The following is a 16,700-nucleotide window of genomic DNA, read 5'->3' as shown; positions in this document are numbered from 1 at the left end:
CTTGCCCATTAGGTGAGACGTCCAGGTCACGGGCGTACGATCGGCCGCCATGACCACCCTGCTGCCCGGCCCCCTGGTCGACGCCACCGCGCTGCCGCCCTCGCCCCGCCACGACGGCGACCACCGCTCCGCCTCCGGCCGCCCCGGCTGGGCCGAGCGCCATGTCCAAGGACCCTTCGCGGTCGCTGGAGTCGGGCGGCCAGAGGGAGGGGCGGCCCTGCGCGGTGCCGGCCGCGGGTGCGTTTCGGCCGGTCGCGCCCACGCGGCGGAGCCGCACATCACATACGGCCCCGCGCCCCTGCGTGGGTATCCGCGGCGTGTCCGGTATGGCCGCGGCACGTATCCCTCCCCCGAAGGCTACGTGCCGCGACCGCTTCCCCCGGTGTCGGACAGTGGTCCGACCTCCGCGTCGCGGTCGTGTGCCGGTGTCACCAGCACATGACCGCTGTCTCCCCCGATCCCCACGTGGAATGGAGACGTACGCGGACGAAGTAGCGGCGGCCCCTGACGAGCCGGACCCTGATCGCGGTGTTGTGCGGGGTGCCCCCGTCGTCGTGGCCGGCGAGGTAGCGCGGTTCCCCGTCGCGCTCCTCGAAGACCACGACGACGGAGTCGCTCTCTCCGAAGGTGCCGACGCTGTACACGCGGGTCTCCGGCGGCTCCACGGCGAAGTCCGCCTGCTCGCCCGGGCCGAGGCCGAGCGGCGCCGAGTGGAACGGCACCAGCGTGGCCGGGGCCTCGGCGGGCGGGTACCAGCGGAGCACGAACTCCTTGTCGGCCGGGGACAGCGAGCCCGGCGGGTACAGACCGCTGTGGTACTGCTCCGGCTCCAGGATCAGCCCCGGTCCGAAGGGGTACTGCATCACGGACTGCGGGTCCCACACCGAACCGTTGGCCTCGGCCGGGTCCAGCCTGCGCAGGATGTTGAAGTCCGTCCTGTCCCGGCTCCAGTGGTTCGGCGGTCCGGCGAGGTCGGTGTAGACCGCCTCGTCGTCCCAGTGGACACCGGCGAACGGACTCTGGTGCTCGTGCCGCATTCCGAGCGCGTGCCCGATCTCGTGCAGGGCCGTCCAGCGCCCGCCGGGCTCGGTCAGGTCCCAGCCCAGGTTCATGGTGCGCTCGCCCGCGCCCACCGAGAGCGCGTCCCGGCCGACCGCCGACCAGGAACCGTCGCCCAGCTGGAACCCGATCCGCAGCTCGGCCTCGCACCGGTCGGAGACCTCGGCGAACGTCACCCCGATGCCCAGGTCCCGCCACTCCCGGAAGCACTCGCGCACCACGTCCCGCTGCTCCTTGGCCCCGGCCCACGGCACCCGGCGGGTCTCCCCGGTCCCCGGGACCGGGATCACCGAGGCGTCGGTGTCGGCGTCGAAGAAGTAGTAGTGCAGGGCGGTGCCGTTGACCCACATCCGCCGCCCGCCGACCAGCGCGCTCAGCCGCTCGGCGGCCAGCCCCGGGGCGAACGCCGGGTCCGACTGCCGCGGAAGCGAGCAGTAGCGTCGGGTCATGCGCCCAGACTGCCGTTCGCCCCGGCCGGACGCCTGAGTCGGGAGCTACTCAAGTCCCCCTGTATCAGAGCTGAGTAACGCGACTCATACTCACGTGACGAGTTACGAACAGGACGCGCGGACCCTCGAACTCCCTTGGCCGTTCACCGGCCGGGAGGACGAACTCGAGCTGGTCAGGCGGTCGCTGGGCATCGGCCGGCAGGGTGTCGTGGTGACCGGCCCGGCCGGCGGCGGCAAGACCCGGCTGATCACGGAGGCCGTCCGGGGCGCCGACTGTGTCCGCGTGACCGGCACCCCCGAGACCTCCGACCTCCCGTTCGCGGCGTTCGCGCACCTGCTCCCCGGCCGGCTCTCGCTGCCGGGCGCGATCCAGCACCTCTCGGGGGTACGGCTCCTCGTCGTCGACGACGCCCACCTGCTCGACGAGGCCTCGGCCGCCCTCGTCCACCAGCTCGCCGTGCACGGCCGCACCCGGCTCGTGGTGGCCGCCGCCGACCCGGCACCCCGCCCCGGCGCGGTCTCCCGGCTGTGGACCGGGGAACTGCTCACCCATCTCGCCCTGGAGCCGCTGCCCTACGACGAGACGGCCCAACTGCTCGTCGGCGGCGGCATGGAGCCGCTCACCGTGCGCCGGCTGCACCGGGTGTGCCGGGGCGATCTGCGGCTGCTGCGGGAGCTGTACGGCGCGCTGCGCGAGTCCGGTGCGCTGACCCGGGCGCCAGACACCGGCGCATGGGCCTGGCACGGCCCGCTGCCGCTCACCGCGACCGTACGGGACCGGATCTCACCCCTCCTGGACCGTCCGGACCCCGGCGAACGCGACGCCCTCGAACGGCTCGCCTTCGCCGAGCCGCTGCCGCCCCACCTCGACGACGGCCTCGACCTCGGCATCCTCGAACGGCTGGAGACGGACGGCCTGATCCAGGTCGACGACCGGGGTGCGGTCCGCCTGGCCCACCCGCTGCTCGGGCCCGCCCTGCGTGCCCGAGCGGGCCGGCTCCGGTCTCGCCGCCTGGCCCGCACCCCGAGCCAGTGCGAGCCCGCTCTGAAGGACGAGCAAGAGCGACTAGCGACATCCATAGACCAGTTGGACGTACGGGAGGTGCCGGCCCCGGTGGGGGAGTGGCTGGCGTCGGGAGGCCTGCCCGTACCGGCCGGGTACGCGGCCGTGCGTGCCCGGTACTCGCGGCTTCGGGGGGAGCTGCGAGAGGCGGCGGCGTGGGCGAGGGAGGGACTGCGGACGGCGCCGGGCGACGCCTCCTGCCGTACCGAACTCGCCTGTGCCGCCGCCGAGGCGGGAGAAGCTGCCGTAGTGCGCGGGGACGGGGGTCTCGCGCACTACGGCGCAGTACGGCTGGGGGAGCCGGCGGGGGCCGCCGGGCGGCTGGACGGCGTCCTGGCGCGGCACGCGGAGGCCCTCGCGCGGGGCGACGGACCCGCCCTGGACCGGGCCGCCGAGGCACTGGCCGAGCGCGGTCTGCTGCTGTTCGCGGCGGAGGCGCACGCCCAGGCGGTCCGCGCGCACCGGGACCCGCGGGCCGCCCGGCTGTCCCGCACCCGCGCCGTCGCCCTCGCCCGCCGCTGCCAGGGCGCCCGCACCCCGGCCCTGTCCGGCCTGGTCCTCGGCGAACTCACCGCCCGCCAGCGGCAGATCGTCACGCTCGCCGCGACCGGCCTGAGCAACCGCCAGATCGCCGAACGGCTGACCCTGTCCGTACGCACGGTGGGCAACCACCTCTACAGCGCGTACACCCGCCTCGGCGCGAGCGACCGGGCGGCACTGCCGTGGCTGGTGGAACAGCCCGCGCAGCAGTCGGCGTGACGCTTCAGCGCCCCAAAGGGGCGCGCGGAACCGCGCGACCAGCCACGACGGCGCCGCACCCGACGACGGTCCTTCGCCGCGCCCCCACCGAGCCGCAACCGACTTGGCTCGGTCCGCTCAGGCCGCCCCGAAGGCCGCGAACGCCCAGCCCGTCGCCTGGTGGACGGTGTCGCCCGGGAGGGCGGCCCGGGCGTCCCGCAGCGCCTCCGCCAGCGACAGGCCGGCGCCCAGGCCCTTGTGCAGGGCCAGCATCAGCGGGACCACGGCCGCGTCGTTGACGGGCGCGCTGCTCGCCACCACGCCGGCCGTGCCCAGCGGCAGCAACGCCGTGACCAGGCCGAGGAGTTCGTCGGCGCCGACCGAGGCGAGGCGGGCGGTGTCGCAGCTGGAGAGGATGATCCGGTAGGGGCTGCGGGCGAGGCGCTCGAAGTCGTGGACGATCAGCGGGCCGTCGGCCATACGCAGCGAGGAGAAGAGCGGGCTGTCGGCGCGGAAGGTGCCGTGCGCCGCGATGTGCGCCAGCGTCGCCCCGTCCAACTCGTCGAGCACGCGGGGGACTTGGGCCTCGTCGTGTTCAAGGATCCGGGCCGTCGCGTACCGGCCCGCCACCTCGGGCACCTCCGCGCCCCCGGTCGCCAGTCCGGGCCCGCGGACCAGCACATGACGGCCGCCCGGCGGCGGCTCGGTCTCCCGGGCCCGCAGCCAGCTCCCCGCCGACGGCGACACGCTGAGCACCCGCTCCCGCAGCGAGGGCAGCAGGGCCCACGGCACCCGGTGCAGCGCCCCCGGCGGGACGATCACCACCGGCCCCGAACCGAGCTGGCCCGCGGCCCCGCCCAGCAACAGCTCCTCCAGCCGCCGCCCGGCGGCCTCCACCACCGCGAGCCGACCCTCCGCCCCCGGATGCGCGAGCCGCCGCAGCCCCGCCTGGACGTGCTCCGCCTCGGCGACGGCCTCCGCCAGCGAGCCGCCCTCGAAGCGCCGTACCCGGCCCTGGCCGCACAGCAGGATGTGCACCCGCCCGTCCAGGACGGCGAGTTCGGCCAGGCGGCCGTCGCCGAGCCGGTCGAGCAGCCGGGCCGGGTCGAAACGGTCGCCCTCGCCGGGGGCGTCGCCGCGGATGTGGTGGGTGCGGGAGCGGATCTCCCTTTCCAGACGACGCTGTTCGCGCTCCAGGGCGGGCACCGGGCGGCCCTGCCTGCGGGCGTCCTCCGCGCGGGACGCGATCTCACGGAACGCGGTGAGCGAGGCGAGCAGGGCCGGGTCGGCGGGCGGCCGGGTCGGGGGAGTGGACAGGACCGTGGCCCGCCAGCGTTCGCTCCACTCCAGCAGCCGGCGCGGTCCGCCGTGCGCCAGGCTCGCCTGCTGGGCCAGCGCGGCCAGCTCCGCGCCCTGCGCGGTGGCCCGGGCCCGCAACTCCGAGGCACCCAGCGTCATCCGGTGGTCGTCGAGGACGTCCAGGCCGCGCCGGCAGGCCTCCAGTACGCCCCGCCGCGAACCGGCCGCCCGGGCGCGCAGCGCCTGCGCCGCCCAGCCGGTCATCCGGGCCAGCGGCGGTCCACCGTGTCTGCTGCGCGCGGCCACCGCGAGATGCCGTTCCGCGTCCGCCGTCCAGCCCAGCGCCAGGGCGATCCGCCCCGCGAGCAGCGAGGCCTCCGGCGCGGCCGGCGCCCCGAAGGACGCCAGCTGGTCGGCGACCGCCGCCGCGTCCTGCACCAGCCGCCCCGAAACGGCCCCGCCCGCCACCCGCGCCTCGATCAGCACCAGCCGGGCGTGCGTCTCCCACCAGCTGCGCCGCTGTCCCGAGAAGAGCCGTACGGCGACGGCGGCACGGGCGATCGCGGTCTGTGCGTCCCCCGCCGAACGCGCGGCCCGGGCGGCGGTCAGCAGCAGCTCGGCCTTGCGGGTGGACTGCCCGCCGATCCGGTCCAGGGCCGCGATCGCCGCGTCCGCCTCGGCCAGCGCCTCGGGCGCCAGCCCGGCCGCCATCAGCACCTCGCAGCGCGCGATGTACAGCATGAACGGCGGCGTGCCCAGCTCGTCGTACCGCTCCTTGGCCGCGGCCAGCAGCCGCAGCGCCGCCGGGATGTCGCCGGACCGGTACGCGGCCAGGCCCCGGTTCTCCACGGCGACCGCCTTGTCGTGCTCCTGGCCCGTCGTCTCCCACAGCAGCTCCGCCGCCGTGAAGTCCGCGTCCGCCCGCTCCACCGCACCCACCGCCAGATGCACGGTGGCCCGCACGCTCAGCGCCCGCGCGGTCCAGATGACGTCACCGGCCTGCCGCAGCACCGGTATCGCCCGCCGCAGGTCCTCCAGTGCCTCCTTGTGACGGCCCAGCACCCACGAGGCGAAGGCCCGCCGGTACAGCACCCGCGCCCGGGTGTGCCCGTTGCCCCGGGCCACCCCCCGGTCCAACGCGGCCAGCCCCTGTCGCGTGCGCCCCGCGTGCACCAGGGCGACTCCGAGGGTGCCGAGGACATCCGCTTCCCGCTCCGCCGAGTCCGCTCGCGCCGCGCAGTCCCGGGCGCGCCGCAGATGATCGAGGGCCACGGCAAGGTCCCCGAAGTCCCGCTGCCAGATGCCGATGACCTGGTGGGCGACGGACGCGTCCAGCGGCGACGGATCGGACTGGAGGACGCGTTCGGCCCGCGCCAGGGCCTCACCGGGGGCGGCGAACACCATCGGCAGGAGTTCCGTTACCGATTCGCTTCGCGCAGTCACCCCTCGGATGGTAGTGGCCTGGGCATACATGCCCCACAGGTTTGACGCTGTATCAAGCGGCGGGCCCGTGAATCTGACTGAAGAACGCCGTTACCGGGGGAGGACAGGCCATGGCACCTCAGCGATTCCATGAGCAGTTCGATCAGATCCAGCGCTCCATGCCGGACGTACCACTGGCGATGGGGCCGGACGACGCCGCCGAGTTCCTGTACGAGAAGGGGGTCGTCCTCGCCCGCGACGGCGAGGAGGCGCGGGTCGTCGAGGACACCGTGCGCGCCCATTTCACCGCGACCACGGGCCTGGTCGCCGACCAGGTGCTCAGGGCGGGCCCGGAGACCAACCGCACCGGCGTCACCCGCATCCGGGTCGGCGACCCGAACCACGGCGACCGCACCGGCGACCACGCCGTCGGACACGCGCTGCGCGCCCTGCGGGAGGCGGAAGGCCGCACCGGGCGCCGCCTGGTCAGCCGCAACCACGTGGTGTCCACCACGAACGCCAACTCCTGCAACCCGTGCGAACCGCTCCCCGCCCTGCTCACCCAGACCCCCAACCCGCAGCCCGTGGCCGGGAGTTACGACCCGGACAGCGCCGTCAGCGTCCTGGTGATGGACACCGGTCTGGTGCACGACTACCGCACCTACCCGCTCCTCGACCGCGTACAGGGCGACCCGCAGCTCGCCGAGACCGACGCCGACGGGGTCCTTCAGCAGTACGTCGGTCACGGCACGTTCATCGCCGGACTCATCGCCGCCGTCGCCCCGAACACGGACATCACCGTCACCAACACCATGAACGACGCGGGCGCCATCCTGGAGTCCGAGTTCGGCGGCAAGCTCTTCGAGGCGGTCGACCGGCACGGCTGGCCGGACGTCATCAGCCTCTCCGCCGGCACCTCGAACGGCAGCGCCGACGGACTGCTCGCCGTCGAGGCCTTCATGGACGCCCTGCGCGACCAGTCCACCCTGCTCGTCGCCGCCGCCGGCAACAACGGCAGCGCCACCTCCTTCTGGCCCGCCGCCTGTGCCGACCTGCCTGGCTACGAGAACGCCGTCCTCTCGGTCGGCGCGCTGCGCAGCGACGGCGAGTACGGGGCCTGCTTCACCAACCACGGCAGCTGGGTCAAGGTGTACGCCCCCGGCGAGCAACTCATCGGTGGTCTGGCCGGCTTCGACGCGCCCGTGCCGTACGTGTACCAGCACACCACCTACGACGCCTGCCGGTACGGCTTCACCTACGCCTGCACCTGCCAGTACCCGCGCCACACCGGCGTGTTGACCGACTCCGGGACGACCGGCCCCGGCAAACCGGACCAAGTGATGTTCGAAGGGTTCGCACAGTGGAGCGGAACATCGTTCGCCACCCCCATCGTGGCCGGCCTGGTCGCCGACCGGATGACCACGCACAAGGAGACCGACCCGCGTACGGCGGGCAGCCGGCTCCTGGAGAGCATCTCGGAGTACGCCGAGGTGCGCGGCACCGCTGTACCGGCGCTCCGCCCGGCGAGCTGGCAGCCGGTCCCGGTCGTCAGGCTGGTGACGACGGCCTGAGTTCCGGAACACCCCCCTCCACGGCGTACGATGACTTGCCGTACACGAGGGGTGGGACCGTGGACCGAGCAGAGGTCGGCGCGCTGGTCCAGTCCGCCGTCGACGGCGACGCGGCGGCCTGGAAGGCGCTCGTGGAAGGGCTGAGCCCACTGGTGTGGTCCGTGGTGCGCGCGCATCGGCTCTCCGACGCCGACGGGCACGAGGTGTACCAGACCGTGTGGTTCCGTTTCGCCCAGCACCTGGGACGTATCCGGGAGCCCGACAAGGCGGGCTCCTGGCTGGCCAGTACGGCACGCAACGAGTGCCTGAAGGTGATCCGCGGGCTGACCCGGCTGCTGCCGACCGACGATCCGCAGGTCCTGGACCGGGTCAGCGAGGACCGTACGCCCGAACAGTCCCTGATCGACGCGGAGGACCGGGCGGACGAGGCCGAGCGGATCCGTCTGCTGTGGCAGGAGTTCGAGGAACTCGGCGACCGGTGCAGGCAGTTGCTGCGGGTCCTGATGGCCTCACCGCCGCCCAGCTATGTCGAGGTGTCCGTGGCGCTGGGCATCGCGGTGGGCAGCATCGGCCCGCTGCGCCAGCGCTGTCTGCGCCGGCTGCGGGCCCGGCTGGACGCGAGGGGAGCGGTATGAGCGACGACGGGTTCCCGGTGGAAGAGGACCTCGACGGCACCGACTTCGACGCGGACCTCCTGGAGGAGGAGCTGCGTCAGGCGGCCGCCGTCCTCGACCCGCTCCCGGCCGGGCTGCTCCAACTGGCCATGGACGCCTATGCGCTGCACGACCTGGACGCCCGGGTCGCCGAGCTGACCTTCGACTCCCTGGTCGACGCCATCCCGGTCAGAGGGGCCGAGGCCCCGCCCCGGATGCTGACCTTCCAGGCGGGCGATCTCACCGTGGACATCGAGGTCACCGACGAGGGACTGCTGGGCCAGGTGCTGCCCCCGCAGTCCGCGCGGATCGAGGTGCTCGGCGGTCCGGCGGCGGCCCGCCCGCTCACGGCCGACGGCATGGGCCGTTTCGCCAGTGACACCCCGCCCGCGGGCCCGTTCGCGCTCCGGCTGCGGACCGGCGGGGACGTGATCGTCACGGAGTGGCTGCGGGCCTGAGTCCGGCGCCGTCTCACCAGGCGACGGGCAGGGTCCGCGGCCCCCGGATCATCGTCCTGCGGCGCCACTCCACGTCCTCGGCCGGCACCGCGAGCCGCAGCCCCGGCAGCCGGTCGAGGAGGGTGTCGACCAACAGCTCCGTCTGCAGCCGGGCCAGGACCGCGCCCGTGCAGTAGTGCGGGCCGTTGCCGAACGCGAGATGCGGGTTGGGCTCGCGGTCCGGGACGATGCCGTCCGGGTCGGGGAAGACGGCCGGGTCGCGGTTGGCGGCGAGGTAGGAGACGTACACCGGATCGCCGGCCGCGATCCGGGTGCCGTCACCCAGCTCGACGTCCTCCAGGGCGATCCGGGCCAGCCCGACCGTGCTGCGGTGCGGGATCCAGCGCAGCAGCTCGTCAAGGACCGGCCCGCGCTGACCCGGCCGCTCCCGCAGGTGTGCCAGCAGCTCCGGCCGGGTGAGCATCAGGTACAGCATCTGGCCGCAGTTGTGGGTGACCGCCTCACCGCCGATCTGCAGCGGACCGGCCAGCCCGACGGCCTCCTCCTCGCCGATCTCGCCCCGGGCCACCGCTCCCCCGAGCAGCGAGTACACGTCGTCACCCGGGCCGTCGGCCCGCGCGCGTACCGTCTCGGTGATCCACCCGTACAGCCCCTGCTTGGCCCGGTCGGCGGCCTCGGCGCCGCCGGAGGTGGAGATGATCTGCCGGGTCCAGGCGTGCACCCGCTCCCGGTCGGCCTCCGGCACCCCCATCACCTCGCTGACCACGGTGATCGGGAACGGCTCGAGGACCCGCTCGATCAGATCGGCGGGCGGCCCCTCCCGCACCACCGCGTCGACCAGTTCGTCGAGGATCTCCTGCGCCCGGGGCCGCAGCCGCCTCATCGCGCCGACCGTGAAGGCACCGGCGACCGGCTTGCGGAGCCGGTTGTGGTCGGGCTGGTCGGCCCAGGCCAGTGAGCCGGGACGGGGCGCGAAGTGCGGGGCGAGCCGGGTCACCTGGCGCCGGGTGACCTCGGTGCGGCTGAACCTCGGGTCGTTGGTGACCGTCCTGACGTCCTCGTACCGGGTGGCGAGCCACGCCCAGCCCTCGCCGAACGGCAACCGGATCCGCGTCACCGGCGCCTCCCGCATCAGCGCGGCGAGGATCGGGTCGAACTCGGTCCCCTCCAGGTCGTACGCGGGCCAGTCCCGTACGGGCGGCGCCGCCGGGCAGACGGGCGGGGCCGGCTCCGCCGCGAGGGGCGGGGCCTGTTCCGTCGTCGTGAGCTCGGCCGGCTCCGTGGTCGTGGGCGCGGTCATCTCCGTGGTCATGCCTCCACGGTCGTACGGCCCCCACCACGTGTCCTGCGGGAATGCTCCAGCCGGAGGGTCAGCGGGCGACGGAGTCCACGAGCGCGGCGAGGGCGGCGGCGAGCCGGTCCGCTCCCGCCCCCGCCGGACCGCCCGGCTCGGTCATGTAGAGGTCCCGCCGGATCTCGACCATCAGGGCGCCGACCCGCGCGTCCGACCCGTAGAACTCCAGCGGCACGTAGGCCCCGCCGAACGGACTGTCCAGCCCGGTCTCCCCACACCCCGCGAAGGCCTCGCGGGCCGCAGCTGTCAGCTCGGCCGGCGTGTGGAAGGCGTCCGTGCCCAGGCACACCGGCGGTCGCGGCCCCGCCCCGTGCAGTTCGTAGGGCAGCGCACGGCTCGGATAGGAGTGCACGTCGATCACCACCGCCCGCCCGGTCGCCGCCAGCCGCCCTGCGACGGCCTCCGTCATCGCCCGGGCGTACGGCCGGAAGTACCGCTCGACCAACGGCCCGGCATCGAACGGCTCCTCCCGCAGCACACCCCGGTGCGTGGTCCGCGTGTACACGGCCCCCATCCCGACGGCGAGCATCTCCTCCCGCTCGTCCGGAAACCGCTCCGGATCCACCACCAGCCGGGACAGCCGGTTGACGAACCGCCAGGGAACCACCCCGGCCAGCCCGGCCGCCGCCTCCGCGAGCTCGGCCGTGTGCGCGTCCGTGATGTGGTCCAGCTCCCGTGCCAGCGCGGCGTCGTCGAGCACGATGCCGTCCCGTACCCCGGCCGGGATCGTCCGTGCCGAGTGCGGCACGTGCAGGATCACGGGTGACTCGGCGGCGCCGGGCAGCAGTTCGTACGAGGGCTCGGACACGGGCGGCTCCCGGGGCGTGGTCGGTGGCGGGGTGCAGGATCAAGGTGTCACATCGACGACGGTCCCAGCAGCTCCCGGATCAGGCCGCCCACCTGTCCGGTCTCGATCAGGAAGCCGTCGTGCCCGTACGGCGCCCCGATCAGCCGCGGCCCGTCGGCCGACGCGATCAGCGCGGCCAGCTCGGCGGGACACCCGGTGGTGGTGACACGGGCGTGGTCCACGTGGCGTCGGGTCACAAGCACCGTCATGTGTCGAGCGAACCACGGCAGGTCACGGCGGACCAGCCGCACTGGAGAACCTGACCCTCGCGGCCCGCGCGGCCGACCGGATCGGCGCGGTGCTCCTGATCGAGCCCCTCAACGGGGCCGCGCCGCACGAGACACGCAGACTTCGCGAACGGCATACGCGCGCCACGGGGGCCGGACATGGCTCCGCCCCGGCGGGCGGGTGCCTGCCGGGGCGGAGACTTCATACGGACCGCTGGGGTCCGGGGTGTCGGCTCAGAGGGCCGCGAGCGCCGCGTTCCAGGTGGCCGACGGGCGCATGACCGCGTCCGCCTTGGCCTTCTCGGGCTGGTAGTAGCCGCCGATGTCGGCCGGGGAGCCCTGGACGGCGAGCAGCTCGTCGACGATCTGCTGCTCGTTGGCGCTGAGCGTCTCCGCGAGCGGCGCGAACGCCTTCGCCAGCTCGGCGTCGTCGGTCTGCCGGGCCAGCTCCTGCGCCCAGTACAGGGACAGGTAGAAGTGGCTGCCGCGGTTGTCGATGCCGCCGACGCGACGGGTCGGGGACTTGTCCTCGTTGAGGAAGGTCGCCGTGGCGCGGTCGAGGGTGTCGGCGAGCACCTTGGCGCGGGTGTTTCCGGTGGCCGTGGCGTACTGCTCGAAGGAGGGGACCAGCGCGAAGAACTCGCCGAGGGAGTCCCAGCGCAGGTAGTTCTCCTTGACCAGCTGCTGGACGTGCTTCGGCGCGCTGCCGCCGGCGCCCGTCTCGAACAGGCCGCCGCCCGCCATCAGCGGGACGACCGAGAGCATCTTGGCGCTGGTGCCCAGCTCCAGGATCGGGAAGAGGTCCGTCAGGTAGTCACGGAGCACGTTGCCGGTGACGGAGATGGTGTTCTCGCCGCGGCGGATGCGCTCCACCGACAGCTTGGTGGCCTCGACCGGCGCCAGGATCCTGATGTCCAGGCCCTCGGTGTCGTGCTCGGCCAGGTACTGCTTGACCTTGGCGATGAGCTGCGCGTCGTGCGCACGGCCCTCGTCCAGCCAGAAGACGGCCGGGTCGCCGGTGGCGCGGGCGCGGGTGACGGCCAGCTTCACCCAGTCCTTGATCGGCGCGTCCTTGGTCTGGCAGGCGCGGAAGATGTCACCGGCGGCGACCGGCTGCTCGATCACGACGTTGCCGGCCGCGTCGACCAGGCGGACCGTGCCGGCGGTGGCGATCTCGAAGGTCTTGTCGTGGGAGCCGTACTCCTCGGCCTTCTGCGCCATCAGGCCCACGTTCGGGACCGAGCCCATGGTGGACGGGTCGAAGGCGCCGTTGGCCCGGCAGTCCTCGATCACGGCCTGGTAGACACCGGCGTAGGAGGAGTCCGGGATGACCGCGAGGGTGTCGGCCTCCTGGCCGTCCGGGCCCCACATGTGGCCGGAGGTGCGGATCATGGCCGGCATCGAGGCGTCGATGATGACGTCGGACGGCACGTGCAGGTTGGTGATGCCCTTGTCGGAGTCGACCATGGCCAGGGCCGGTCCGTCGGCGATCTCGGCGTCGAAGGAGGCCTTGATCTCGGCGCCCTCGGGCAGGTTCTCCAGGCCCTTGAGGATGCCGCCCAGACCGTCGTTCGCGCTGAGGCCGGCCGCCTTCAGGGTCTGGCCGTACTTCGCGAACGTCTTCGGGAAGAAGACGCGCACCACGTGACCGAAGATGATCGGGTCGGAGACCTTCATCATCGTGGCCTTGAGGTGCACGGAGAACAGGACGCCCTCCTGCTTGGCGCGGGCGATCTGCGCGGCCAGGAAGTCGTTGAGCTGGGCGACGTGCAGCACGGAGGCGTCGACGACCTCGCCGGCCAGGACCGGTACGGAGTCCTTGAGCACGGTGGTGGTGCCGTCCTCGGCGACCAGCTCGATCTTCAGGGCGCCGGCCTCGGAGATCACCACGGACTTCTCGGTGGAGCGGAAGTCGTTCTCGCCCATCGTGGTCACGTTGGTCCTGGACTCGGGGGTCCAGGCGCCCATGCGGTGCGGGTGGGTCTTGGCGTAGTTCTTCACCGAGGCGGGGGCGCGGCGGTCCGAGTTGCCCTCACGCAGGACCGGGTTCACGGCGGAACCCTTGATCTTGTCGTAGCGGGCGCGGATCTCGCGCTCCTCGTCGGTCTTCGGGTCGTCCGGGTAGGCCGGCAGCGCGTAGCCCTTGCCCTGCAGCTCGGCGACGGCGGCCTTCAGCTGCGGGATCGACGCCGAGATGTTCGGCAGCTTGACGATGTTGGCCTCGGGCGTCTTGGCGAGGTCGCCCAGCTCGGCCAGGGCGTCCGGGACGCGCTGGTCCTCGTTCAGGTACTCCGGGAAGTGGGCGATGATGCGCCCGGCCAGCGAGATGTCGCGGATGTCCACGGCGACACCGGCCTGCGAGGCATACGCCTGGATCACCGGCAGGAACGAGTGCGTCGCCAGGGCCGGGGCCTCGTCTGTGTAGGTGTAGAAGATGGTCGAGTCAGTCACCGGGTGCTCCGCTCCACGTCTGCAACATTGCTCGACATCAAGATATCTCGTGAACGACCCGGGCTCGACAGGGGTCCGCGACTCGGAAGATCCGATGGTCATACGACGGGCAACCGGATCGGTCGAAAGTGTGGTCATGACAAGCGAGCCACCATCGACCGGCGGCCGGACCGACCGACCGGCTGCCCGAGCGAAAGCGGACCATGAGAAATCGCACCAGAGTGACGGCCCCGGCGGCCGCCCTGCTCGGCACGGCGACCGCACTGGCCACGGGCACCCCGGCCCTCGCGCGCCCCTTCTCCGCGGGGGAGAAAAGCGGCGACGCGGGGGTCGGGGGCAAGACGCCCGCCCCGGGCCCGGAGACCCTCGGCGACCCCGTCTACCCGGCCCTCGGCAACGGCGGCTACCGGGTTCTCACCTACGACCTCGACCTCGCCTACGACGCCACGACCCGCCTGGTCGACGGCACCGCGACGCTGCGCGTCCGCACCACGCGGAATCTGTCCCGCTTCTCTCTGGACGCGCTCGGCCTCGACATACGCTCCGTACGCGTCGACGGCCGGAGCGCCGCCTTCGAGCAGGCCGACGAGAAGCTGCGGATCACCCCGGCCCGCCCGCTCGGGGAGCACGACCACGTCACCGTGTGCGTGGAGTACGGCGCCGATCCGCGCCGCACCCTGCCGCACACCGCCTGGGTGCCCACCCCGGACGGCTTCGCCGTCTGCCCGCAGCCGAACTCCGCGCACACCGTCTTCCCGTGCAACGACCATCCCTCGGACAAGGCGGACTTCACCTTCCGCATCACCGTCCCGAGCGGCCTGCGCGGGGTCGCGAACGGCGTGCCGACCCGCACCGAGAACCTCCCCGGCGACCGGACGGCGTACTCGTACCGGTCCCGCTCGCCGATCGCCACGGAACTCGTCCAGGTCACCGTCGGCGACTATGTGGTCAAGGACCGGCAGGGCCCGCACGGCCTGCCGCTGCGGGACGTCGTCCCGGTCGCCCGTGCCGCCGCCCTGGAGCCGGCGCTGGCCCTCACCGCGGGCCAGGTGGCGTGGCTGGAGGACCGGCTCGGCGTCGCCTTCCCGTTCGAGACGTACGGCCTGCTGCCCTGCAACTCCGACGACCCGAACGCCTTCGACTTCACAGGGCTGGAGACCCAGACCCTCACCCTCTACAAGCCGAACTTCCTGCTCCAGGAGGAGGCGAAGATCGGCTCGCACATGATGCACGAGCTGGTCCACTCCTGGTTCGGCAACCTGGTCTCCCCCGCCACCTGGGCCGACCTCTGGCTGAACGAGGGCCACGCCGACTTCTACGGGCTGCTCTACCGCTACGAACGCGGGTGGCCGGACTCCCTGGGCATGACCACCATGGAGGCCCGGATGAAGGACACCTACGCCCGCGGCGACCAGTGGCGCCACGACTCGGGGCCGGTGGCCGCCCCGAACGAGGTCAACCTCTTCGACAACCAGCGCTACCTCGGCGGCGTCCTGACGCTGTACGCCTTCCGTGCGCTGGTCGGCGAGGACGTCTTCCACCGGGTCGAGCGCACCTTCCTGGACCGCTTCCGGCGCCGCTCGGCGTCGACGGAGGACTACATCGCCGTCGCCACCGAGGTCTCCGGCCAGGATCAGTCGGGCTTCCTCCGGGACTGGCTCTACGGCACCACGACCCCGCGGATGCCCGGCCACCCCGACTGGACGGTCACCCCGGTGACGCCGTCCCCGGCCACCCCGCACAGCCTGCGCGGCGGCCACCACCACGACAACTCGGCCACCCTGTAGGCGCGATGGGCAGGGGGCTAGTCGGTGTGCGGCAGGCCCGACGACAGGTTGTCCGGGACGCGCTGCTGCGGAATCACCACGGCCCCCTGCTGGAGCGCCACCGTGCGGGTCGGGGCCGGGATGCGGATGCCCTCCTCGCGGTAGCGGCGGTGCAGGCGCTTGATGAACTCGTGCTTGATCCGGAACTGGTCGCTGAACTCCCCGACGCCCAGGATCACCGTGAAGCCGATCCGCGAGTCGCCGAAGGTGTGGAAGCGGATGGCCGGCTCGTGCTCGGGCAGGGCGCCGGTGATCTCGGTCATCGTCTCGGCGATGACCTCGTGCGTGACCCGCTCGACGTGGTCCAGGTCGCTGTCGTAACTCACGCCCACCTGCACCAGGATCGTCAACTCCTGCTCGGGACGCGTGTAGTTGGTCATGTTCGTCTTCGCCAGCTGGCCGTTGGGGACGACCACCAGGTTGTTGGAGAGCTGACGGACGGTCGTCTGCCGCCAGTTGATGTCCACGACATAGCCCTCCTCGCCGCTGCTCAGCTGGATGTAGTCGCCCGGCTGGACGGTCTTGGAGGCGAGGATGTGGATGCCCGCGAACAGGTTGGCCAGGGTGTCCTGGAGAGCGAGCGCGACCGCGAGGCCGCCGACGCCCAGGGCGGTGAGCAGGGGCGCTATCGAGATGCCCAGCGTCTGGAGCACCACCAGGAAGCCGATCGCCAGGACCAGCACCCGGGTGATGTTCACGAAGATCGTGGCCGAACCGGCCACCCCGGAGCGGGACTGGGTGACCGACTGCACCAGTCCGGCGATCACCCGCGCCGCCGAGACCGTCACCGCGAAGATGAGCAGCACCTTCAGGCACTGGTTGGTGTGGTGCTGGACCGTTCTCGTCAGCGGCAGCACCGCCGCGGCGGCCGCCGCACCGCCCGAGAGCGCCGCCCACGGGACCACCGTGCGCAGCGCGTCCACGATGACGTCGTCACCGCTCCAACGGGTCCGCTTCGCGTGCTTGGCCAGCCAGCGCAGCATGCCGCGTGACAGAAAGGCCAGCAACAGGCCTGCCGCCAGGGCGATGCCGGCCAGGACCAGGTCATCGACGGTGAGCGCTCGGTCCACCGGTTACCTCCCATTCGAACTGTGCAACCGCTCATCCTGCCGTATCCGCACGGAGGTTCGTACCGGGCGTCCGTCCGCCGCGACTGTGCCGAAGCTGTCAACTTGCTGTCGATGTAGGGGACCTGCCTTCCGCCGGGACTCCTGGGGGACTTGGCTTCTGCGCCGAGGCACCGCACGTCTGCTCCGGCCCCCACCCCCCATCGGAAGGCAGGC

The 16,700-nt window shown here is 72.9% G+C and carries 12 protein-coding genes; 5 read left to right on the top strand and 7 right to left on the bottom strand.

The window, feature by feature from the left end; all coding sequences use genetic code 11:
- Nucleotides 1-428 precede the first annotated feature (428 nt).
- Complete coding sequence (absR1, locus tag ACZ5K7_RS11735) at nt 429-1,508, bottom strand: beta-glucuronidase AbsR1 (RefSeq protein ID WP_468912702.1); 1,080 nt, start codon at nt 1,506-1,508, stop codon at nt 429-431.
- 94 nt (nt 1,509-1,602) lie between these two features.
- Here absR1 and ACZ5K7_RS11730 point away from each other — a divergent pair, with 94 nt between their 5' ends.
- A complete protein-coding gene (locus ACZ5K7_RS11730; protein ID WP_468912700.1) occupies nt 1,603-3,330 on the top strand; it encodes a LuxR family transcriptional regulator AbsR2 in 1,728 nt (575 codons plus the stop codon).
- A gap of 117 nt (nt 3,331-3,447) precedes the next feature.
- On the opposite strand, the gene ACZ5K7_RS11725 is transcribed toward ACZ5K7_RS11730, so the two are convergent.
- Nucleotides 3,448-6,012: a CHAT domain-containing protein gene (locus tag ACZ5K7_RS11725; protein ID WP_468913244.1), complete on the bottom strand. Its 2,565-nt coding sequence runs from the start codon at nt 6,010-6,012 to the stop codon at nt 3,448-3,450.
- Between the two features lie 149 nt (nt 6,013-6,161).
- Here ACZ5K7_RS11725 and ACZ5K7_RS11720 point away from each other — a divergent pair, with 149 nt between their 5' ends.
- Genes ACZ5K7_RS11720 through ACZ5K7_RS11710 form a run of 3 tightly spaced genes read left to right on the top strand, consistent with a single transcriptional unit; the run spans nt 6,162 to nt 8,712 of the window.
- On the top strand, nt 6,162-7,601 hold the full coding sequence (locus tag ACZ5K7_RS11720) for a S8/S53 family peptidase (RefSeq protein ID WP_468912698.1): 1,440 nt from the start codon (nt 6,162-6,164) through the stop codon (nt 7,599-7,601).
- Nucleotides 7,602-7,636: 35 nt separating this feature from the next.
- The gene (locus ACZ5K7_RS11715) at nt 7,637-8,236 is read left to right on the top strand and encodes an RNA polymerase sigma factor (RefSeq protein WP_362728466.1); all 600 of its coding nucleotides are present in this window, start codon (nt 7,637-7,639) and stop codon (nt 8,234-8,236) included.
- Complete coding sequence (locus tag ACZ5K7_RS11710) at nt 8,233-8,712, top strand: hypothetical protein (RefSeq protein ID WP_351703457.1); 480 nt, start codon at nt 8,233-8,235, stop codon at nt 8,710-8,712. The genes ACZ5K7_RS11715 and ACZ5K7_RS11710 overlap by 4 nt, the downstream gene beginning before the upstream one ends.
- 13 nt (nt 8,713-8,725) lie before the next feature.
- On the opposite strand, the gene ACZ5K7_RS11705 is transcribed toward ACZ5K7_RS11710, so the two are convergent.
- The 4 genes from ACZ5K7_RS11705 to ACZ5K7_RS11690 form a co-directional block, all read right to left on the bottom strand.
- Nucleotides 8,726-10,012 (bottom strand): cytochrome P450, encoded by a 1,287-nt coding sequence (locus tag ACZ5K7_RS11705; RefSeq protein ID WP_468913242.1) that lies wholly within the window; start codon nt 10,010-10,012, stop codon nt 8,726-8,728.
- A gap of 70 nt (nt 10,013-10,082) precedes the next feature.
- Nucleotides 10,083-10,874 carry an N-formylglutamate amidohydrolase gene (locus ACZ5K7_RS11700; protein WP_468912695.1) on the bottom strand — a complete coding sequence of 264 codons (792 nt, stop codon included), beginning with the start codon at nt 10,872-10,874 and terminating at the stop codon, nt 10,083-10,085.
- 47 nt (nt 10,875-10,921) lie between these two features.
- The gene (locus ACZ5K7_RS11695; protein ID WP_468912693.1) at nt 10,922-11,122 is read right to left on the bottom strand and encodes a hypothetical protein; all 201 of its coding nucleotides are present in this window, start codon (nt 11,120-11,122) and stop codon (nt 10,922-10,924) included.
- 252 nt (nt 11,123-11,374) lie between these two features.
- Complete coding sequence (locus ACZ5K7_RS11690) at nt 11,375-13,591, bottom strand: NADP-dependent isocitrate dehydrogenase (protein ID WP_468912691.1); 2,217 nt, start codon at nt 13,589-13,591, stop codon at nt 11,375-11,377.
- A 203-nt stretch (nt 13,592-13,794) separates the two neighbouring features.
- On the opposite strand from ACZ5K7_RS11690, the gene ACZ5K7_RS11685 reads away from it, so the two are divergent.
- Nucleotides 13,795-15,378, top strand: coding sequence for a M1 family metallopeptidase (locus ACZ5K7_RS11685; RefSeq protein WP_468912689.1), 1,584 nt, complete (start codon nt 13,795-13,797; stop codon nt 15,376-15,378).
- A gap of 17 nt (nt 15,379-15,395) precedes the next feature.
- On the opposite strand, the gene ACZ5K7_RS11680 is transcribed toward ACZ5K7_RS11685, so the two are convergent.
- Nucleotides 15,396-16,487, bottom strand: coding sequence for a mechanosensitive ion channel family protein (locus ACZ5K7_RS11680; RefSeq protein WP_351703469.1), 1,092 nt, complete (start codon nt 16,485-16,487; stop codon nt 15,396-15,398).
- Nucleotides 16,488-16,700 lie beyond the last annotated feature (213 nt).

The organism is Streptomyces sp. NPDC031497 (assembly GCF_055580905.1).
The sequence above is the reverse complement of the archived record's forward strand: the minus strand, read 5'-3'. Positions and strand labels throughout refer to the sequence as shown.